At 30.6% G+C, this 19,891-nt stretch carries 20 protein-coding genes and 1 tRNA gene; 11 read left to right on the forward strand and 10 right to left on the reverse strand.

Going from position 1 to position 19,891, the window contains the following annotated elements; translation table 11 throughout:
* Positions 1-117: 117 nt before the first annotated feature.
* Positions 118-1,602, reverse strand: a complete 1,485-nt coding sequence (locus C8C83_RS09085) for a GH3 auxin-responsive promoter family protein (protein WP_121327985.1) — start codon at positions 1,600-1,602, stop codon at positions 118-120.
* 11 nt (positions 1,603-1,613) lie between these two features.
* Positions 1,614-2,114 (reverse strand): peptidase, encoded by a 501-nt coding sequence (locus C8C83_RS09090; RefSeq protein WP_121327987.1) that lies wholly within the window; start codon positions 2,112-2,114, stop codon positions 1,614-1,616.
* Between the two features lie 211 nt (positions 2,115-2,325).
* Here C8C83_RS09090 and C8C83_RS09095 point away from each other — a divergent pair, with 211 nt between their 5' ends.
* A complete protein-coding gene (locus C8C83_RS09095) occupies positions 2,326-2,505 on the forward strand; it encodes a twin-arginine translocase TatA/TatE family subunit (protein ID WP_089354160.1) in 180 nt (59 codons plus the stop codon).
* Positions 2,506-2,611: 106 nt separating this feature from the next.
* The gene (locus tag C8C83_RS09100) at positions 2,612-4,006 is read left to right on the forward strand and encodes a glycosyl hydrolase family 8 (protein ID WP_121327989.1); all 1,395 of its coding nucleotides are present in this window, start codon (positions 2,612-2,614) and stop codon (positions 4,004-4,006) included.
* Between the two features lie 98 nt (positions 4,007-4,104).
* On the opposite strand, the gene C8C83_RS09105 is transcribed toward C8C83_RS09100, so the two are convergent.
* Positions 4,105-6,228 carry a Tex family protein gene (locus C8C83_RS09105; RefSeq protein ID WP_121329999.1) on the reverse strand — a complete coding sequence of 708 codons (2,124 nt, stop codon included), beginning with the start codon at positions 6,226-6,228 and terminating at the stop codon, positions 4,105-4,107.
* A gap of 438 nt (positions 6,229-6,666) precedes the next feature.
* Here C8C83_RS09105 and C8C83_RS09110 point away from each other — a divergent pair, with 438 nt between their 5' ends.
* Complete coding sequence (locus C8C83_RS09110; RefSeq protein WP_121327991.1) at positions 6,667-6,969, forward strand: DUF1294 domain-containing protein; 303 nt, start codon at positions 6,667-6,669, stop codon at positions 6,967-6,969.
* A 158-nt stretch (positions 6,970-7,127) separates the two neighbouring features.
* Here the strand turns inward: C8C83_RS09110 and rpiB are convergent, their stop codons facing one another.
* The gene (gene rpiB, locus C8C83_RS09115) at positions 7,128-7,559 is read right to left on the reverse strand and encodes a ribose 5-phosphate isomerase B (protein WP_121327993.1); all 432 of its coding nucleotides are present in this window, start codon (positions 7,557-7,559) and stop codon (positions 7,128-7,130) included.
* A 791-nt stretch (positions 7,560-8,350) separates the two neighbouring features.
* Positions 8,351-8,584: a DUF2007 domain-containing protein gene (locus tag C8C83_RS09120; RefSeq protein ID WP_099710123.1), complete on the reverse strand. Its 234-nt coding sequence runs from the start codon at positions 8,582-8,584 to the stop codon at positions 8,351-8,353.
* Positions 8,585-8,782: 198 nt separating this feature from the next.
* Here C8C83_RS09120 and rnr point away from each other — a divergent pair, with 198 nt between their 5' ends.
* From rnr to C8C83_RS09135, 3 genes are read left to right on the forward strand one after another with little or no spacing between them, the layout of a single operon-like run.
* Positions 8,783-10,963, forward strand: coding sequence for a ribonuclease R (gene rnr / locus C8C83_RS09125; RefSeq protein WP_121327995.1), 2,181 nt, complete (start codon positions 8,783-8,785; stop codon positions 10,961-10,963).
* A 24-nt stretch (positions 10,964-10,987) separates the two neighbouring features.
* Positions 10,988-11,656, forward strand: coding sequence for a head GIN domain-containing protein (locus C8C83_RS09130; protein ID WP_121327997.1), 669 nt, complete (start codon positions 10,988-10,990; stop codon positions 11,654-11,656).
* Positions 11,657-11,670: 14 nt separating this feature from the next.
* Positions 11,671-12,348, forward strand: a complete 678-nt coding sequence (locus C8C83_RS09135) for a LysE family transporter (protein ID WP_121327999.1) — start codon at positions 11,671-11,673, stop codon at positions 12,346-12,348.
* A 309-nt stretch (positions 12,349-12,657) separates the two neighbouring features.
* Here the strand turns inward: C8C83_RS09135 and C8C83_RS27205 are convergent.
* The 4 genes from C8C83_RS27205 to C8C83_RS09150 all read right to left on the reverse strand — a co-directional run bounded on the left by C8C83_RS27205 (position 12,658) and on the right by C8C83_RS09150 (position 13,699).
* Positions 12,658-12,728: transfer RNA gene (locus C8C83_RS27205), tRNA-Cys, on the reverse strand.
* A 94-nt stretch (positions 12,729-12,822) separates the two neighbouring features.
* The gene (folB, locus tag C8C83_RS09140) at positions 12,823-13,182 is read right to left on the reverse strand and encodes a dihydroneopterin aldolase (RefSeq protein WP_121328001.1); all 360 of its coding nucleotides are present in this window, start codon (positions 13,180-13,182) and stop codon (positions 12,823-12,825) included.
* 2 nt (positions 13,183-13,184) lie between these two features.
* A complete protein-coding gene (locus C8C83_RS09145; RefSeq protein WP_121328003.1) occupies positions 13,185-13,481 on the reverse strand; it encodes a hypothetical protein in 297 nt (98 codons plus the stop codon).
* Positions 13,481-13,699: a hypothetical protein gene (locus C8C83_RS09150; protein ID WP_121328005.1), complete on the reverse strand. Its 219-nt coding sequence runs from the start codon at positions 13,697-13,699 to the stop codon at positions 13,481-13,483. Before C8C83_RS09150 ends, C8C83_RS09145 begins: the two co-directional genes overlap by 1 nt.
* Positions 13,700-13,809: 110 nt before the next feature.
* On the opposite strand from C8C83_RS09150, the gene C8C83_RS09155 reads away from it, so the two are divergent.
* From C8C83_RS09155 to C8C83_RS09175, 5 genes are all read left to right on the forward strand, one after another.
* Positions 13,810-15,927 carry a glutamine--tRNA ligase/YqeY domain fusion protein gene (locus C8C83_RS09155; RefSeq protein ID WP_121328007.1) on the forward strand — a complete coding sequence of 706 codons (2,118 nt, stop codon included), beginning with the start codon at positions 13,810-13,812 and terminating at the stop codon, positions 15,925-15,927.
* Between the two features lie 1,232 nt (positions 15,928-17,159).
* Positions 17,160-17,639 carry a hypothetical protein gene (locus C8C83_RS09160; RefSeq protein WP_121328009.1) on the forward strand — a complete coding sequence of 160 codons (480 nt, stop codon included), beginning with the start codon at positions 17,160-17,162 and terminating at the stop codon, positions 17,637-17,639.
* 91 nt (positions 17,640-17,730) lie between these two features.
* Positions 17,731-18,057 carry a YtxH domain-containing protein gene (locus tag C8C83_RS09165; RefSeq protein ID WP_121328011.1) on the forward strand — a complete coding sequence of 109 codons (327 nt, stop codon included), beginning with the start codon at positions 17,731-17,733 and terminating at the stop codon, positions 18,055-18,057.
* A gap of 131 nt (positions 18,058-18,188) precedes the next feature.
* Positions 18,189-18,539 carry a competence protein gene (locus C8C83_RS09170; RefSeq protein WP_121328013.1) on the forward strand — a complete coding sequence of 117 codons (351 nt, stop codon included), beginning with the start codon at positions 18,189-18,191 and terminating at the stop codon, positions 18,537-18,539.
* Between the two features lie 2 nt (positions 18,540-18,541).
* A complete protein-coding gene (locus tag C8C83_RS09175; protein ID WP_121328015.1) occupies positions 18,542-18,796 on the forward strand; it encodes a DUF6327 family protein in 255 nt (84 codons plus the stop codon).
* Positions 18,797-18,818: 22 nt separating this feature from the next.
* Here the strand turns inward: C8C83_RS09175 and C8C83_RS09180 are convergent, their stop codons facing one another.
* Positions 18,819-19,799: an SPFH domain-containing protein gene (locus C8C83_RS09180; protein ID WP_121328017.1), complete on the reverse strand. Its 981-nt coding sequence runs from the start codon at positions 19,797-19,799 to the stop codon at positions 18,819-18,821.
* Positions 19,800-19,891: the final 92 nt, after the last annotated feature.

Below are 19,891 nucleotides of genomic sequence, written 5' to 3' on the forward strand. Positions count from 1 at the left end.
AAGATGTAATATGTATTTTATTAAACGAAATTAGGAATTAAAAACGTTAATTCAACTGAAATCTATTCATGTCATTGTTTAATAACATTTATTTTAAGCCAAGATTTACAATTTGAATCACTTCAAATTATCCGCAATCTTTCTATCATTCGATAATCTTGGCGTTTTATTTTGTCCGCCTAGTTTTCCCTGAGATTTCATATATTCCTGAAATCCGTTTTTAGAAACTTTGGTTACAACCACTTTTCTCAAAACACTTCCGGTAATCAAATCATCATAATAGATGTTTTGTTTTCTCATTGCATTGTCTATTGCTTCTGCAAAAGTGTCCATATTTTCCGGTTCAGTTTCAAATTCAACCAACCATTCATGATATGGTAATCCGCTTGACGGATTAATTTGTGGCGCAACTGTAAACTCATTGATTACGATTTTAGTTCCTTCTGTTGCTTCTTTCATCGCTTTTTCGACTTCATTAGCAATAACGTGTTCTCCAAAAGCAGAAATATAATGTTTGATTCGGCCCGAAACAATAACTTTATGCGGAAACAAAGAGGTAAATTGAACAGTATCACCAATATTATAACGCCAAAGTCCTGCATTTGTCGAAATAATCAAAGCATAATTTACACCAACTTCAACTTCACCAACTGTATAACTTTTTGGATTTTCAGTAAAAAATTCATCGGCTTTTATGAATTCGTAGAAAATTCCTGAATTCAACAATAACAACATTCCTTTTGCTGTTTGAGAATCTTGATAAGCAAAAAATCCTTCAGAAGCCGGAAATAATTCAATGCTGTCGACTTTGCGCCCAATCATGTTTTCGAACTTTGCACGATATGGTTCATAATTGACACCTCCGTAAATAAACAAATTGAAATTCTTGAATAAATCACCTATTTTCTTTCCTCCGCTTTTATCCTGCAAACGCTCAAAATACATTTGAACCCAAGACGGAATTCCGGAAATAATGGTCATATCCTGCTCGATTGTTTCCTCGACGATTGCATCAATTTTAGTTTCCCAATCTTCGATACAATTGGTTTCCCAAGACGGCATTCTATTTTTTTGAAGATATTTTGGAACAAAATGCGCTCCAATTCCGGATAATCTTCCAAATTTGATTCCGTATTTTTCAACCAAAATTGGACTTCCCTGCAAGAAAATCATTTTCCCGTCAACAAAATCAGCGTTTCCGGTTTCATATATATAGTGTAGAATCGCATTTCGCGAAGCTTCAATATGATACGGCATTGATTCTTTGGTCAACGGAATATATTTTGCTCCGGAAGTTGTTCCTGAAGTTTTAGCAAAATATAATGGTTTTCCTTTCCAAAGAATATTTTTTTCGCCCATTCGAACCTTATCGATGTAAGGTTTTAAATCTTCATAATCACGAATTGGAACTCGTTTCTTGAAATCATGAACGGTTTTTATTTTATCAAAATGATGATCCTGACCAAACTCGGTTTCTCTTGCACTATTAATTAAACCTTTAAATATTTCTTGCTGAGTTTCTACCGGTTTTTTGGACCAAGCCAAAGTATCGTAGTATATTTTGCTGGCAAATAATTTTGCCGCTACTGATTTAATAGACATTTCTTATGGTATTATTTCTTGTCACTTTTGTTTTTACTTTGCTTTTTGTCAACAGACTCCTTCTCCACTTTTGAAACTTCTTCTCTTAATTTAATTTCTTCTTCTGAAGCTTTCATATTTACTTCTGAATGTTCATCTGTCTCTGCTAAAATAGAATCTTTATTAAATTTAGCATATTCTAATTCACCTCTTAATACTTTTTGAATTCCATGTATATAAGCTTCATTCTTCTTTAAAGCCGTTTCTAATGAATCAGATTTTATAGCCAATTCTGTAGCGTTTCTTTTTAATTGAGAAGAAGAATATCCCGGAATAAATTCTCTCAAAGGCGTAAAAGCAATTATAAAAGTAGTTATTAAGATCAAAAATATTCCTCCTAACGAAAAAACAACAAAGACATTCATCAACGTTAATTTGAATGAAAAAATCTCTTCAAATGTATTCTCATTCAAAATGACCAATCGGTTTTTGATAAATAATTTTTTCCTAAAATCGAATTTCTTCTTAGCCATTGCGGTTCTTTATGTAAGCAAATATAATAATTAATAGTCTTGTTGATGCCAGCTTAAATTTGGTGAATATACTTAATTAAAGATTTTATAAAATATTTAACGTTGCTAAATAGGAATATTTTAATCCAAAAACACTTTTTGTTCGTATATTTCTATATACCTTTGCGGTACAATTAAGAAAACAATCTGCTTCGGCATTAAATATACAATCATGGGAAGATTAGGTCTTACAGAAATCCTCGTAATAGTAGGTATTGTGATTTTACTTTTTGGAGGTAAAAAAATTCCAGAATTAATGAAAGGTTTAGGAAGTGGAATCAAAGAATTCAAAAACGCTGCTAAAGACGATCAACCTGCTGCTACCAAAAAAGAAGAGGAAGAAACAAAATAAGTATTTACATATCTTATTAAAAACCCCAAAGTACAATGTATTTTGGGGTTTTGTTTTTATATAAAAAATCTTACTTTTAGAGTCCCTAAATTTAATAACAATAATTATGAAAAACCTACTTCTGATTACTGTTGCTTTTTTGTGTCTCAAAAGTTATTCACAAAAGCAACCTTTTCCCGCCAATGTTGTATTTACAAATGGCTTAATGGCAACAAATAAAAATAGCCAGGATGCTCAAAACAACTATGATACCTGGAAAACTAATTTTGTTGAAGCCTGTTCTAATGGTCGATACCGAATAAAATTTGATGATCCTTCTCAAACTGTCTCCGAAGGAATTGGTTACGGAATGCTACTTGCCGCTTATGCAACTGATAAAACCCTTTTTGACGGACTTTGGCTTTACTATAAAGACAATGTAAATTCTAACGGTGTAATGAACTGGAAAATCAACGGTTGCTCTGGAATTAATGGCGCAAATGGCGCAACAGATGCTGAACTTGATGCCGCATTCGCTCTTATCGTAGCCGATTATCAATGGGGAAGTACCGGAGTAATTAATTATAAAAATGATGCTAAAACTCTTATTACTGCCATTAAAGCTCATGAAGTTGAAGCAAATACTTTTGTACTAAAACCCGGAGATCAATTTGGCGGAAGCCAAATTACCAATCCATCTTATTTTTCTCCAGCCTATTACAGAGTTTTTGGAACTTTTACGAACGATGCTACTTTTTGGAATCAGGTTGCTGCAAAATCTTATACAATTATCAATAGTAACTTAACCGTAAACAATGCTGTTGGCGGGTTAGTATCAGACTGGTGTCAGGCATCTGGTGCGTATTCTTCGCAGGCTAGCGGTTATAACAGAGAAGGAAAAACATATACTTATGATGCAGCCAGAACTCCGTGGCGAATCGCTGTTGATTATCTATGGTACGGAAATGCCGATGCAAAAGCATACGCAAAAAAATCATCTGATTTTGTTCGTTTAAATCTGGGAGGATCTTCGAACATTAAAGACGGATACAACCAGAATGGAACTTTAATTGGACAATGGCATAATGCAACTTTTGTTGGTGCTTTTGCGTGTGCAGCAATGGCAGGTGAAAATCAAACACATTTAAATGCTTCTTACACAGATTTAAATCAGCTAAACGAGCCAAACAGTTATTTTAATCATACCTTAAAAACATTGTATTCTTTTTTATTAACAGGAAATTTTTATTTACCGGAAACCAAAAATTTATCAACTGGCGATTTTGATGTAGAAAAGTCCACTGTTACACTGTATCCAAACCCAAGCAATGATAAATTTACTGTTTCTGCTCCCGAAAATTCTATAGTTTCTGTGATTTCTGCTGAAGGAAAAATAATTTTAGAGCAAAAAACAACTACTGAAAATACGGAGATTAATTTAGCTAATTATTCTTCAGGTTTGTATTTGATCAAAATTACAAATGGAAATAAAAGCATTACCAAAAAGGTTCTTTTAAAATAATCCTGAAAACAAAAACTCCCAAATTTTAATTGAAATTTGGGAGTTTTTTTAAATTATTCCGTTGAGATTTGAAATTTAAAATATTGGAGTTTAATTTTTTACAACACCATCGTCAATTGAATTCTCTTTCTGTCTTCATCAACTTCAGTAACTTTTACATCAACATGTTGATGAAGTTTAACAACCTCATTTACATCGCTTACAAAACCGGCTTTTAGTTGCGAAATGTGAACCAATCCGCTTTCTTTGATTCCGATGTCAACAAAACAACCAAAATTGGTGATGTTATTAACAATTCCAGGCAGAATCATTCCTGTTCTCAAATCTTTTATAGATTTTACATTTGCATCAAATTCAAAAACCTTAGCCGATTTTCTTGGGTCTAATCCAGGTTTTTCAAGCTCTTTTATGATGTCTTTTAATGTAAGTAAACCAATTTCAGGTGTAATATAGTTTTCGGCCTTAATTAAGGCTGTTTTTTCTTTGTTTGCAATTAAGTCGTTTACCGAAAGTTTCAAATCTTTTGCCATCTTTTCAACAACCGTATAAGCCTCCGGATGTACTGCCGAATTATCCAGCGGATTTTTAGCATTCGAAATCCTGATAAAAGCCGCACCTTGCTGATACGCTTTCTCGCCTAAGCGAGGCACTTTTTTTAGCTGTTTTCTGTCTTCAAACGGGCCATTTTCAGATCGATATTGAACAATGTTTTCAGCCAGCTTCTCTCCTATTCCACTCACATAACTTAGTAAATGTTTACTCGCCGTATTAATATTGATTCCAACCGAGTTCACGCAACGAATTACCGTATTATCTAATTCTTCTTTCAGTTTAGTCTGATCAACATCGTGTTGATATTGACCAACTCCAATTGCTTTTGGATCAATTTTCACCAATTCAGCCAAAGGATCAGAAAGTCGACGCCCAATAGAAACAGATCCACGAACCGTTACATCATAATTAGGAAATTCTTCACGAGCAATTTTTGAAGCTGAATATACCGAAGCTCCAGCCTCAGAAACGATAAAAACTTGCAGCGGTTTATCAAACGCGATTTTTTTGATGAAAAATTCCGTTTCACGAGAAGCAGTTCCATTCCCGATAGAAATCGCATCAATTTGATACGCATTTACCATCGAACGGATTTTCTTGATCGCCATTGTTTCCTCATTTTGAGGCGCATGTGGATAAATGGTTTCATTGTATAATAAATCCCCTTTTTCATCCAGACAAACTACTTTACAACCACTTCTAAATCCTGGATCAATTGCCAAAATACGTTTTTCGCCCAAAGGCGGCGCTAATAATAACTGACCTAAATTGTTAGCGAAAACCTGAATAGAATTGGCATCGGCTTTCGCTTTTGCTTCTTGCAAAGTTTCGTTTCCAATCGCCGGATTCAACAATCGTTTGTAACTATCTTCTATCGCTAATTGCAAATGTGCTGTTGTACTATTTTGCTTTTTAATGATTATTTCGTCAATAACATCATAAGCTTCATCGATATCAACATCAACTTTCATCTTCACAAAACCTTCGTTTTCTGCACGAAGCATTGCTAATAATCTATGTGAAGGCGCTTTTGTTAAAGGTTCTTCCCAATCAAAATACTGACTGAACTTTTGCGCTCCTTCTTCTTCAGCTTTCTTTTTTACAACTTTAGTTCCAATCGTTGCTTTTCGTTGATATAAACGTCGTAATTGTTTACGAACATAAATGTTTTCGTTAATCCATTCGGCAACAATATCTCGTGCGCCTTGCATTGCAGCTTCTTCATTAATAACATTTTCATTAAGATATTGTGTCGAAATAAAATCTACATCAACATCATTTTCAGACATGATAATTTTTGCCAAAGGTTCTAAACCAAATTCGCGCGCAACATCTGCTTTTGTTTTTTTCTTCTTTTTATACGGAAGGTAAAAATCTTCTATTTCTTGTAAATCAAAACTTTGCTCGATTTTCTGTTTCAATTCTGGCGTAAGCGCTTTTTGCTCTTCAATTGATTTTAGAACCGCTTCTTTACGTTTTACAATCGCTTCATATTCTTTATGAAGTTTTGCAATGTTCTCAATCTGAACTTCATCAAGATTTCCGGTTGTATCCTTTCGGTAACGCGAAATAAACGGAATAGTACAATCTTCGTCTAATAATTTAACCGTGTTTTGAATATTAATCGCTGCTGTTTGAACAGTCTTGGCAATGAATTGAATATTAGTCATTCTTGTTTTATTTGAATCGCAAACATGCAAAGTATTTCGCAAATCGCGCAAAGTTTTTTTTCTTATTATTTGTTTATACTTTTCAAAAATAGAATAAATCTTTTGATTTTTTTTAATCTAATTCACTCTAACTTCTTTTGACTTGGAGTTAAACTCTTTCTCATATTACTATACACTTTCCTCTATTATTTTCTGAAGTCATATTTTCATTTTTAGAAACAATTTAAAACATCGACAGTTTGTCGACAGTTCAAACTGTCCGATAAAATCGGACACTTCACTTCCTTCTTTGATTTAAAGTTTATAATTTTAATTTATTCTAGCTTTTACTTTTCAATTGTACGATTTTATCGTACGTTTCAATCTTTCCATTTTTAGCGACATTTTTCACTTTTAATATAACATCAAAACAATATCTTTGCCTTTAAGCATATACCTATGAAAATTTTATTACTGTATTTTTTATTTGTAAATATCTTCGTTTTTATTCTCGCTGGTTATGATAAAAATCAAGCCAGAAAAAATAAACGTAGGATTCCTGAAAATACACTGTTTTTCTTTGAAGCAATTGGCGGAACAATAGGTTTATTAACAGCTATGCTTTTCTTTAGACATAAAACGAGTAAATCTTCTTTTATTATAAAATTCTCGGCAATTGTTTTTATCCAAATTTTGATTGCTGTTCTGCTGTTTATTAACAACTTAAATATTTTTACAATTGCTTTATTTTTAAGCAATTAGCCATACAAAACTATAGATATTAACAATGTTAATAAGTCTAAAATAGTCTTATAACAAACTGAAAATAAGATATTTAAATAAAAAACCGGATGAATTAAAAAAATCCGCCCGGTTTACTATTCTTATAGGTGCGAAGCACCCGATTTTTTTTTGATTTTCTACGAACAAGCGATTTTATCCACTCTGTTTTGGTGTCTTCCACCTTCAAAAGCAGTTGTTAAAAACGTTTCAACAATTTCTACAGCTTGATGGATAGATGTAAAACGCGCCGGAATACTCACAATATTTGCATCATTGTGTAAGCGTGTTAAATACGCAATTTCTTTAGTCCAACATAGACCAGCTCTCACTTTAGGGTGTTTATTAACAGTCATTGCAATTCCGTTTCCGCTTCCGCAGATAACGATTCCAAAATCTGCTTTACCTTCAGATACATCATTTGCAACAGGATGTCCAAAATCTGGATAATCTACAGAAGCATCTGTATCTGTACCATAATTAGTTACTTCATATCCTTTTGCTTTAAGCATTTCAACAATTGCTTTTTTATATTCTGGTCCTGCGTGGTCATTTCCTATCGAAATTTTCATTTTTTCTATACTATTAAGTTGTGTATTACAAATTTACTCATTTAATAAATGTTTGCCACGAATTTCACTAATTTTCACTAATTTCTTTTTCATCGTTAGTTTTAAATCCTGCGCAAAACACAATAATTAAAATTGGTGTACATGCGTGAAATTCGTGGCAGAAAAACATAATATTACAACTATCTTACTGTCAAAAACTTAACACTTATCAACATTATTAACAACTCTATAAGTATCTCATAATCAATAAATAATAATCAATATTTTTGTTAAAATTTTATAATGTTAATACCAAAAGCTAATTCGTTGATATTCAATTAACTTTAAGTTAACATTATTTGTTAATAAGTTGAGATAGAAAATTAGAAGTTTTTTTTGGTTGTGTCGAAAAAAAACCTAATCCAAAACCGGAATGAAATAACCTAATAAAGTTTGATGAATTTTTGGAAAAGTTATCAATATCAAAAATGCTATTTTCAACAAATATCAACATGTGAACTTATCTACAAAATGAATTACTTTTTGGTTGTTAACCGTTGTTAATTAAAATACAAAAAGTCTTAGAAATTAATCGTTTAACAAAATATAAGTATGTTGATAACTCAAGATAACTAAGAGAAACTTCATTTCAATACTTTTAAAAATAAATTTACTGCACATATTAACAAGCTATAATAACAAACAAAAATTAATTTAATTTAAATTTTTCTTTTTGTTGTATTTAATATATGTTGACAACTTTGAAAATTTAAAAAGAAAAAAAAATCTTGAAATTGAAAAATTAGATGAGTTTAAACAATTTTAAGTGGGTTATTAAGATTGTCAAGAATTTGCTGAACTTCTTCGAAATCGTTTGGATGAACTTTGAGTTTAATTCCGCCAAGTGCAGCGGAGTACATTGGAGCCACAGAAAGGGTGATTTCGTTTTCGAAAAAATACGGAATTTCTTCTTGTTCTAGTAAGTGTTTGAGAACTACGGTTTCGTGCTGATAATTGAATACTGCAATGGTTTTGAAGCTTTCCATAATGCGTCTTTTTGTAAAGATACGAAATGAGTATAACTAAAGATTTTTCGTTATCAGTAATTTTAAATAAGCGAATTACAAATGACCTTTGAAAATCAATAAGTCCCTCCTTTTGAAAGTTATATTTTTAATAATTTATTTGTTAAAATCTATAATCTGATATCTTATTTGTAATTTTAACTTTTTAAGAAAAGATATATGAGTAAGAAAATTAGAAAGCCGATAAAAAATGAGAAAGATTTCTCAAGCAAAATAATAAAAATTTTATCGCAAAGCCCAAATAAAGCATTCAATTACAAACAAATAGGAGCAAAGTTAGAATTAGATGATACAAAAAGCAGAAATCAGATCATAAAAGATTTAAAGATTCTGGCTGCTTCCAAAAAAATTATAGAAACTGAACCTGGTAAATATTTAGTAAAAGCCGAAAGTCAGGATTATTACGAAGGAACAATTGATATGACGAGCAGAAAAACGGCATATTTTATTTGTCCGGATTTTAGTGAAGATGTTTTTATTCCAACCAATAATTTGAATCGTGCGTTAGACAAAGACAAAGTAAAAGTTTATGTTTATAACCGTAGAAAAGGTAAAAGACCTGAAGGTGAAGTTGTTGAAGTTGTAGAAAGAAATAAAACAGAATTTGTGGGAGTTATAGATATTCAGGCAAATTTTGCTTTTGTATCTACTGCAAATCCTAAAATGTATACCGATATTTTTATTCCTAAAGATAAAATTGGTGAAGCAGAAAATGGTGACGTTGTTTTAGTTACCATTGAAGATTGGCCAAAAAGAGCTGATAGTCCGTTTGGATCTGTAATCAAAGTTTTAGGAAAACCAGGAGAACACAATACTGAAATTCATGCAATTCTGGCTGAATATGGTTTACCATCAGATTTTCCGGTAGAAGTAGAGGTTTATGCACAAAAAATAGATACTTCGATTCAGGAATCTGAGATTGCAAAACGTCGTGATATGCGTGATACACTTACGTTTACGATCGATCCAAAAGATGCAAAAGATTTTGATGATGCCTTGTCTTTCAAAAAGTTAGAAAACGGAAATTACGAAATTGGTATTCACATTGCCGATGTTTCCTATTATCTTGAAGAAGGAACAATCCTTGATGATGAAGCTTATCAACGTGCAACTTCGGTTTATTTAGTCGATAGAGTAGTGCCAATGCTTCCGGAAGTTTTATCAAATTTTGCATGTTCGCTTCGTCCAAATGAAGAGAAATATACATTCTCAGCCATTTTTGAAGTTTCAGAAAATGCACAAGTTATTAACCAATGGTTTGGTAGAACGGTAATTTATTCAGATCAGCGTTTTGCATACGAAGAAGCGCAATATATTATTGAAACAAAAGATAGTACGATTCCTGTTGATATTTCAATTACCGGAGAATCTTATACCGTTTCTGATGAAATTACAAATGCTACTTTAAAATTAGATGAATTAGCTAAGATTCTAAGAAAGAAAAGAATGGCAAATGGGGCTATTTCTTTTGATAAAGTAGAAGTTAAATTCAACTTGGATGCAGAAGGTGAACCAGAAGGTGTTTACTTTAAAGTTTCTAAAGATGCCAATCATCTGATTGAAGAATTCATGCTTTTGGCTAATAGAAAAGTGGCTGAATACATTGGAAAACAAAAGAAAACATTTGTTTACAGGATTCACGATGAACCAAATGAAGATAAATTAATTGCGATGCAAACCGTAATTGCTAAGTTTGGTTATAAAATAGATTTCCGTAACAAAGGCGATATTTCTAAGTCTTTGAATGCATTGATGGAAGAAGTAAACGGTAAAAAAGAGCAAAACTTAATTGATACTCTTGCAATTAGAAGTATGAGTAAAGCCAAATATTCGACAGAAAATATTGGTCATTACGGATTAGCTTTTGATTACTATAGCCATTTTACTTCGCCAATTCGTCGTTACCCAGACGTAATGGTACACCGTTTGCTGCAATATTATTTAGATAATGGCGCTTCTGTAGATGAAGAAGTTTACGAAACAAAGTGTTTACATTGTTCGAATATGGAAAGTTTAGCAACAAATGCTGAACGTGATAGTATTAAATACATGCAGGTTAAATACATGCAGGATCATCAGGACGAAGAATTCCTTGGTGTTATTTCCGGTGTTACTGAATGGGGAATTTATGTTGAAATTGTTTCTAACAAATGCGAAGGAATGGTAAGAATCAGAGAAATAAAAGATGATTATTACACCTTCGATGAAAAGCAATATGCTTTGGTTGGAGCAACTTCAAATAGTGTATTACAATTAGGAGATGAAATTTATGTAAAAGTAAAAAATGCTGATTTAGTGAAGAAACAACTGGATTTTCATTTTTTGCGAAGAGCAGAATAAAGGTTTAATTTTAAAAATAAAAGTATGAAAAAGTTATTGATAGGAGCTGCAATTTTATTTCTTCAGATGTCTTTTGGTCAGGTTACCAAAGATGTAGGTGATTTTGACACCGTTAAAGTATTCGATAAATTAAGTGTAAAATTAGTTCAGTCTTCAGAAAATAAAGTAGTTATAAAAGGAGCACGTGAATCAGAAGTTGAAGTTGTTAACAAAAAAGGTATATTGAAATTAAGAATGCCTTTTCCAAAATTATTATCTGGAAATGATTTAGATATAACGCTTTATTATAAACATTTAGAACTTATAGATGTTAACGAAGGCGCTAATGTAACAAGCACAGAAGCTATTAAAGCTACATCATTCAAAGTAAGTGCTCAGGAAGGTGCTACAATTGATGTTAATTTAGATGTTGATAAGTTAAAAGTAAGTTCAGTATCAGGAGGTTCTATAACTTTGTCTGGTAAAGCAGCAAATCAGGATGCAAGTCTTGGTGCAGGTGGATATTTACTAGCTAGTAAATTGAGTACTTCTCAAACTACTGTAAGCGTTTCTGCGGGAGGAAAAGCAGATGTGAATGCTTCTACCCTTGTCGATGCAAAAGTGAGCGCAGGAGGCTCTATTTACATTTATGGGAAACCGAAACAAATTAATCAGAAAACAGTTTTTGGAGGTAAAATCGAAGAAGTAAAATAACAAATTGTATTTGAATGATAAATGATATTTTGGCTGGACTGCCATGGGGACTTTTTTTAAGTTTTATGGTAGGTCCGGTATTTTTTATATTACTTGAAACCAGTATTACAAAAGGATTCAGAGCTGCAATAGTCTTTGATCTTGGAGTAGTATTAGGTGATATTTTTTTTATAGCAATCGCTTATTTAGGAAGTTACAGACTTATTCAGAGTTTAAAAGACAAACCGGCACTTTTTATTTTTGGTGGAATTATCATGTTGGCTTACGGTTTAATTTCTTTCATAAGATTAAAGAATGAAGAAAAAATAGACGACGAAGCAATTGATCGTGATATTATCAAAAGAAACTATGGAAGTTTGTTTGTAAAAGGTTTTTTATTGAACGTTATCAACATTGGTGTTCTTGGTTTCTGGTTGGCAGTTATCATTTCTGTAGGACCAAAATTAGAGATGCAAAACTCAAGAATGTTTACTTTTTTTACTTCTGTAATTATCACTTATTTATTAGTTGATTGTTTTAAAATTCTATTAGCCAAACAATTAAAATCTAAAATGACACCATCAAACATTCTTAAAATCAAAAAAGGAATTAGTATTGTTCTAATGGTTTTTGGATTTGTTTTAATGATTCAGGGCTGGTTTCCAAAAGAAAAAGAAATGGTTAAAAACGCTTTTGAGAAGATAGAGAAGTAGTTGTTGATAACTCAAATAAATAAAATTAAACCTCTGAATTTCAGAGGTTTTTTTATGTTTATAAGTCTCAGTAGTCTTTGCGAGGAACGAAGCAATCTCATTAAGTGTATCAAGAATTTATAAACTCATGCTAGTGTGATTGCTTCGTTCCTCGCAAGGACAAAAATTGGGAAAAATTAAGCACAAAAAAAAGAGATACAGAAATGTGTCTCTTTTAGAAGTATCATCTGGATTCGAACGTAATCTTTATCTAATTTTTTCTAAAAATTAAACATAAAAAAAACCTTCAAATTGCTTTGAAGGTTTTTGAGGCATCGTCCGGATTCGAACCGGAGTAGGAGCTTTTGCAGAGCCCAGCCTAGCCGCTCGGCCACGACGCCATTACTTGAACGGATGGCAAAAGTAACTAAAATCTTTAAATTTCAAAACTTTAAAATGAAGTATTTTAAAAATTTTGCTTTTTATTTTAAAGAATTACTTTCTAATTTCCGTCATTTTTATAGTAACTGTTTCAACATCACCACCAATAGGAGGATTTATTTTAGAAACCCATACTGTTGTTTTTTCTACAGTTTTTATTTCTGCAAGTACACGATTATTGATTCTTTTAGCAACATGTTCTAATAAATGGGAACGAATTGCCATTTCTTCAGTAACAATTTTATTCAAATGTACATAATCAACAGTGTCTAATAAGTGATCACTTTCTGCTGATTTCTCTAAACTAGCTTTAATTTTTAGATCAACAGTATAGTCAGATCCTATTTTTCCTTCTTCAATCATGCATCCGTGGTAGGAAAAAGTACGAATGTTTTTTAATTTTATAACTCCCATTTTTATAATTTTATTCTTGTAATGTTTGGATCTTGGTGATTGGATGTAACAGCTTGTACGGAAACTATTTTTTTATTTTCATCAACTGTAAAGTGGATTGTGTATGGAAATTTTTTTAAAGGTAAAGTGCGTATTATATTATATTTTTCTTCGAAAAAAGGAAATTTTTTTAGAGTTTCTACGTAATCTTGATATTCATTTACAAATTTTGTTCCTAATCCATTCGAAAGAGATTCATAATAATCAGCAGTTTCATCTACTTCTAAATCAGCACGTACCAAAATAATTATTTGATACATTATTTATTCCATTTAGCATTAAGTTTCTTTTTCGATTCTTCCCAGCTAATGTAATCCTCTGGTTTAGCATTTTTTATACGATCCAAAACCATTTCTTGTTGCCATAACGGAACTTCATTCGCTACGTTTTCGTCAATAGAAACATCAGGAATATGTTTGAAAAAGTTGATAAAAGTTTCGTAAAAATCGTCTGGAATTGTAACAGTTAATTGTCTCATAACCTTGAATATTTATGTAAAAATAGTGATTAATTTAATTTAAAGTCTCTTAACCCTAATCCTCGATCTATCATCTATTTTTTTATCTTTGCTAAAATTACTATAAAATAATGGCATCAGAAGAGAAATCACTCAATTTTATTGAACAAATCATAGAAGAAGATCTTAAATCAGGTCTATCACAAAATAAGCTTCACTTTCGTTTTCCACCAGAACCTAATGGTTATTTACACATTGGTCATGCGAGTTCTATTGCATTAAATTTTGGTTTAGGAATTGATTATCAATCTCCTGTGAATTTACGTTTTGATGATACAAACCCTGAAAAAGAAGAACAGGAATTTGTTGACGCCATTAAAAAAGATGTTGAATGGTTGGGTTATACCTGGGCAGAAGAACGTTATGCTTCAGATTATTTTCAGCAATTGTATGATTGGGCAGTTTTATTGATTAAGAAAGATAAAGCTTATGTTGATAGTCAATCTTCTGAAGATATGGCGATTCAAAAAGGAACTCCATCTACAACAGGAACTGATTCTCCATATAGAAATCGTTCTGTTGAAGAGAATTTAGATTTATTCGAAAGAATGAAAAACGGTGAATTTGAGGCTGGAACTCACATTCTTCGTGCAAAAATAGATATGAAATCAACTAATATGTTGATGCGTGATCCTATCATGTATAGAATTTTACACAGACATCATCATAGGACCGGAGATGATTGGAAAATTTATCCAATGTACGATTGGGCACATGGACAAAGTGATTATTTAGAAGAGATTTCACACTCATTTTGTACACTTGAATTTTTGCCTCACCGTGAATTATACGATTGGTTTTTAGATCAGATTTTAGACGAAAATAAACTACGTCCAAAGCAAAGAGAATTTGCAAGACGTAACTTATCACATACCGTTGTTAGTAAAAGAAAGTTACAGCAACTAGTTAAAGAAAAGCATGTTAACGGTTGGGATGATCCAAGAATGTCTACCATTTCTGGATTAAGAAGACGTGGTTATACAGCTGCATCTTTACGTAATTTTGCCAATACAATTGGTATTGCAAAACGTGATAATTTGATCAATGTATCGGTTTTAGAATTTTGTATTCGTGAAGATTTGAACAAAATTGCACCTCGTGTAATGGCAGTTTTAGATCCTGTAAAATTGGTAATTACAAATTATCCTGAAGGAAAAGAAGAGTGGCTTGAAGCCGAAAATAACCAGGAAGATGAGAATGCAGGTTTCAGAAAAGTACCTTTTTCTCGTGAATTATATATCGAAAGAGAAGATTTTCTTGAAGAAGCTCCAGCGAAGTTTTTCCGTTTGACTTTAGGAAAAGAAGTACGTCTTAAAAATGCGTATATCATTAAAGGAGAAAGTGTTATAAAAGATGCTGAAGGAAATATTACTGAGATTCATGTAACTTATGATACTGATTCTTTGAGCGGAAGTGGGACAGAAGCAAGTCAAAGAAAAGTGTCTGGAACATTGCATTGGGTTTCTATTCCGCATGCAATTGAAGCAGAAGTTCGTATGTACGATCGTTTGTTTACAGATGAAGCTCCGGACAGTTATAAAGACAAAAATTTCTTGGATTTTGTGAATCCAAATTCATTAGAAATCATAAAAGGATTTGTTGAACCAAGTTTATCAACAGCTCAAAATGAAGATAAATTTCAGTTTCAACGTTTAGGTTATTTTACTGTTGATAAAGATTCAACTGCTTCAAAATTAGTGTTTAACAAAACAGTTGGACTTAAAGATGCCTGGGAAGAAAAAGGTAAAAAAGAAGAAAACAGTATCAATAATTCTTTAAAAGATATCAATAAATATTTTAAAGTTGAGACTAAACCGGAACGTATTGCAATTGAAAGTGCAATAGGGGAGAGCATCAAAAATGTTTCAAGTTTCTCTTTATTACAAAATTCATTAAAGAAGAATATCAACAACAATAAAGGTTCATTGTTGTTTGCTCAATTTATTTTGAAATATTCAATTTTGAAATCTAAGGATTTTGAAGAAGATGATATTAAAAAATTATATACAATGTCTCTTAGAAGTGAATCAACTTATGTTCGATCAAAAGCTCTTTTGAATTTAAGAGATTTAGAAAATGAAAGTTTCAGAAATCAATTTGAGGAAGAAATTTTGAAATTAAATACAAATCCACCAAAAAATGCTTCGGAAAGAGAAATTGAAATTCTTGCCGAGTTACTAAAAAAATAAGATAATTATAATCTATTAAAAAGCGCTTATAAAAAGCGCTTTTTTTATTATTTATATTAACTATTGAAAATATAAAATTTATAGATATTTTAGATTAAAAACGACCTTCATAAATTAATTTTAAGCTAAAATTTTACTTCTTCCATCTCTTAACTCATCTTTTGAATTATCGTTAAAAAATAAGCTTTATTTTAATTTTAGGCTTTATTTTTGGGTACTTTACAGCTTATTAACAACGAATTGTTTATAAAGTTGAGAATATGGCCATTTTTCAATTTTAGATTAAAATTTTCGGTTTAAAAAGTAAAACTTGTGTAGTATCAATTTTAATTATAATATTTTTAAATTTTTAATATTTTGTTTATTATATTTAAAAACTATTGAAAAAATAAATTTTATAATTATTTTAGATTAAAAGTGACCTTCATAAATTTAATTTAAGCTAAAATTTTACTTCTTCCATCTCTTAACTCATATTTTATATTATCGTTAAAAAATGAGCTTTATTTTAATTTTAAGGCTTGTTTTACGTTATTTTCAAATTTATTAACAACGAATTGTTTATAAAGTTAAGAATATGACCAGTTTTATATTTTCGAATGAAAGTTTGGATGATAATTGATTTTTTAATCAAAAAAGACAAAATTTCTATATTATTAATTTTAGTTATGATGTTTTATAATTTCTAGTATTTTAATTATTATTATTTAAATCTATTAAAAATGTATAAATTATAAATATTTTAGATTAAAATTGACCTTCATAAATTAATTTTAAGACAATTTTTAGTTTCTTCCATCTCTTAACTCATCTTTTGAATAATCGTTGATTTTAGATCTTTATTTTAACTTTTGATCTAATTTTTCTCAGTTTAACTGGTTATTAACATACAATTGTTTATAAAGTTAGTATTTTTATCCAACTGTCAAATGTGAAAAATTTTTTCAATAATTTGAAATGAAAGTAGAGAATCAAAATTGAGTTTTGCTAAAGTTTGAAAATGAATAGTTTTTGATTTTAGTTTTTAATTCTAAATGTGAATTCTCGTCAATTATTTTATGTTCTAATTTTTATTGTGATTTGATTTTGATAATACTTCAGCGTAAAAGTATTTTTTCAGGATGATTTCATAATTGTAAAATATCATAGAATTATTTTTTTGCTAATAGTTTCAAATTTTGATTTTCATCTTTTGACTATAAACAATTTAAAAATTTAAAATTTATTTACTTATGAAAAGTATCATTTTTACGCTATCGATCTTATTTGCAAATATTGCATTTTCTCAAACACATCAAATTACAAAACATAATGGTGAACAACTTGATGTTAATTTTATTAAACTAGAAAATGATTTGGTTTATTATTCTTTTAATGGAAGTGCTGAAGAACATAAAATTAGCAAATTTGCTGTTTCACAATTAACAAATAAACAAACAAATAAAATTCAAAAAATATCTGATAAAGTAATAGTAGATTCAAAATCAGATTATAAATTCGTTACAGTTTTGCCCCAGGAAAAAACAATAGGTTTAAAACAAGTTGCTAATTTTTCGGGAGTCTCGACAAAGACAAAAGGGGAGCCGCCAATTGCAAATCAGCAGAATACTGCTTTGAGAATCAAAACTCAATCGGCTTCAAGTGGATATCCGTTTGTAAGCATTGTTGAAAAAGCAGATGGAAAATATGAAGCTGTAGCTTATGTGTATTAAATTTAGTGTTAAATCTTATTAAAAAATATTTAGTCAGTATTTTATAATTTAAAAAAAGAGTACCTTTATTAATCATTTAAATTTTAATATTATGTCAAAGAACTTAAATACAGTAGCAGCAATATTAGGTGCTGCGGCTGCTGGTGCAGCGATTGGAATTTTATTTGCTCCTGACAAAGGATCTAAAACTCGTGCTAAACTTAAGGAAGGTTTAGATGACGCAACACATAATTTGAAGGATACACTTTCTGCAAGTTCTGAAGTGTTACGTGAAAAATTTACACATGCTAAAGAAAATTTAGATGGAACTTATGGAGAATTACTTTCAAATATGAGTTATAAAACAGAAGAGGTTATCAGTTTTTTGGAATCTAAACTGGCTGATTTGAAAGCACAAAACGCTAAACTTCAAAAATAATAATACAAAAAGCACAAAGCTCAATTTGATTTTTGACAATAGTTTTGATTATTTTAATTATTAGATATTCAAAATGTAGTTGTTTATTAATCATGAGTTTTGTGCTTCTTTTTTAAACTAAAATTACAATTATGGCTTTTGAAGAATTTAAAGAAAATACTGAAAACATTCAGGATCAGGCTAAAGTTTACCTGGAAAGTCATTTAGCTTATTATAAGCTTTGGGGTTTTAAGGTTGCGATGAAATCAACAACTTTAATTTTTAAGTTTATTTTGATTTTGTTAGGTTTAAGTATGGTTTTACTATTTGGATCGGTTGCTGCGGGATTTGCTTTTAGTACTTTATTTGGTAGTTATACTTTAGGATTTTTGACAGTAGGAGGGATCTATCTTGTAGTGACAATTCTAATTTTCTTCATAAAAGATAAGTTTGTTGAAGGTCCAATTTTGGAAAAATTTTCAGAAATCTTTTTTAATGACTAATTATGGAAACTAAAAAATACTCATCATACGCAGAAATCGAAAGAGATTTGGAAATTCTGAAATTAGAAAAAGAAATTAATTATCAGAAATTGGTTTTAAGTTTTCAAAAAACTAAAGAATCAATTACACCTCATAATATTCTTAGTGGCGTTCTTTCTTCTTATAAAGAATATTTCACCAGGTCATATCCGCAAATTTTACAATCAATTTTACCCTATATTATAGGTTGGTTTATCAATAAAAAAAGAGGCAAATAAGCCTCTTTTTTGTTTTCTATAATTATTTTACTTCCGGTTGAATGTCATCTTCATAACCAGATTGAGGTTCAATTGGTTTTGGTTTCACTATTTTTTTATTGTTTTTCTTCATCATTTCACCAACTTGATTTGAAGCTGTGAAAGATGCAACCATATTATTCAACATATCACTTCCGGCTTGAGGAGAATTTGGCAGCAAAATTAAGTTTGAATTTGCATCAGCACCAATTGCTTGAAGTGTATCATAATGCTGAGTTACTACAATTAGGGCAGAAGCTTCTTGAGAATTTATACCAACATTGTTTAAAACTTCAACACTTTCTACAAGACCTCTGGCAATTTCACGACGTTGATCTGCAATACCTTGACCTTGCAAGCGTTTACTTTCGGCTTCAGCTTTTGCTTTTGCAACGATTCTGATTCTTGAACTTTCAGCTTCAAATTCGGCAGCAGTTTTTTCTCTGTCGGCAGCGTTGATTCTGTTCATTGCATTTTTTACCTGAATGTCCGGATCAATATCAGTAACCAAAGTATTGATAATATCATATCCGTAAGTAGTCATTGCTTCATTCAATTCTCTTTTTACAGCAATTGCAATATCATCTTTTCTTTCAAAAACGTCATCCAATTTTAGTTTAGGAACTTCGGCACGAACGACATCAAATACGTAAGCAGTAATTTGATCGTGAGGATATTCTAATTTATAAAATGCGTCATATACTTTATCCTGAATCACTTTGAACTGAACCGAAACTTTCATTTTGATAAAAACGTTGTCCTTGGTTTTAGTTTCGATGATAACATCTAATTGTTGAATTTTAAGATTTACACGTCCGGCCAATCTGTCTACTAGCGGAATTTTTAGTTGTAATCCTGAATTTCTAACACTGTGGAATTTTCCAAATCGTTCTATAATTACTGATGATTGTTGTTTTACAGTAAAAAATGAAGACATAAAAATAAATAGTGCGAAGACTATTAGGATAATAAATGCTGTACCCATGATGATATTGATTAAGTTTTTATTAATCTTTAAAAATACAAATAATATAATTAGTTTGATTATCTATATATTTTCTTTAGAGGATTTTTTCT

The sequence above is a fragment of the Flavobacterium sp. 90 genome (assembly GCF_004339525.1).
Lineage (GTDB): Bacteria > Bacteroidota > Bacteroidia > Flavobacteriales > Flavobacteriaceae > Flavobacterium.

Excerpts from the sequence above, each read along its gene's own strand:
- C8C83_RS09085 (WP_121327985.1), bottom strand. The coding sequence starts at position 1,602 with ATGTCTATTAAATCAGTAGCGGCAAAATTATTTGCCAGCAAAATATAC.
- C8C83_RS09090 (WP_121327987.1), bottom strand. The coding sequence starts at position 2,114 with ATGGCTAAGAAGAAATTCGATTTTAGGAAAAAATTATTTATCAAAAAC.
- C8C83_RS09095 (WP_089354160.1), top strand. The coding sequence starts at position 2,326 with ATGGGAAGATTAGGTCTTACAGAAATCCTCGTAATAGTAGGTATTGTG.
- C8C83_RS09100 (WP_121327989.1), top strand. The coding sequence starts at position 2,612 with ATGAAAAACCTACTTCTGATTACTGTTGCTTTTTTGTGTCTCAAAAGT.
- C8C83_RS09105 (WP_121329999.1), bottom strand. The coding sequence starts at position 6,228 with ATGACTAATATTCAATTCATTGCCAAGACTGTTCAAACAGCAGCGATT.
- C8C83_RS09110 (WP_121327991.1), top strand. The coding sequence starts at position 6,667 with ATGAAAATTTTATTACTGTATTTTTTATTTGTAAATATCTTCGTTTTT.
- rpiB (WP_121327993.1), bottom strand. The coding sequence starts at position 7,559 with ATGAAAATTTCGATAGGAAATGACCACGCAGGACCAGAATATAAAAAA.
- C8C83_RS09120 (WP_099710123.1), bottom strand. The coding sequence starts at position 8,584 with ATGGAAAGCTTCAAAACCATTGCAGTATTCAATTATCAGCACGAAACC.
- rnr (WP_121327995.1), top strand. The coding sequence starts at position 8,783 with ATGAGTAAGAAAATTAGAAAGCCGATAAAAAATGAGAAAGATTTCTCA.
- C8C83_RS09130 (WP_121327997.1), top strand. The coding sequence starts at position 10,988 with ATGAAAAAGTTATTGATAGGAGCTGCAATTTTATTTCTTCAGATGTCT.
- C8C83_RS09135 (WP_121327999.1), top strand. The coding sequence starts at position 11,671 with ATGATAAATGATATTTTGGCTGGACTGCCATGGGGACTTTTTTTAAGT.
- folB (WP_121328001.1), bottom strand. The coding sequence starts at position 13,182 with ATGGGAGTTATAAAATTAAAAAACATTCGTACTTTTTCCTACCACGGA.
- C8C83_RS09145 (WP_121328003.1), bottom strand. The coding sequence starts at position 13,481 with ATGTATCAAATAATTATTTTGGTACGTGCTGATTTAGAAGTAGATGAA.
- C8C83_RS09150 (WP_121328005.1), bottom strand. The coding sequence starts at position 13,699 with ATGAGACAATTAACTGTTACAATTCCAGACGATTTTTACGAAACTTTT.
- C8C83_RS09155 (WP_121328007.1), top strand. The coding sequence starts at position 13,810 with ATGGCATCAGAAGAGAAATCACTCAATTTTATTGAACAAATCATAGAA.
- C8C83_RS09160 (WP_121328009.1), top strand. The coding sequence starts at position 17,160 with ATGAAAAGTATCATTTTTACGCTATCGATCTTATTTGCAAATATTGCA.
- C8C83_RS09165 (WP_121328011.1), top strand. The coding sequence starts at position 17,731 with ATGTCAAAGAACTTAAATACAGTAGCAGCAATATTAGGTGCTGCGGCT.
- C8C83_RS09170 (WP_121328013.1), top strand. The coding sequence starts at position 18,189 with ATGGCTTTTGAAGAATTTAAAGAAAATACTGAAAACATTCAGGATCAG.
- C8C83_RS09175 (WP_121328015.1), top strand. The coding sequence starts at position 18,542 with ATGGAAACTAAAAAATACTCATCATACGCAGAAATCGAAAGAGATTTG.
- C8C83_RS09180 (WP_121328017.1), bottom strand. The coding sequence starts at position 19,799 with ATGGGTACAGCATTTATTATCCTAATAGTCTTCGCACTATTTATTTTT.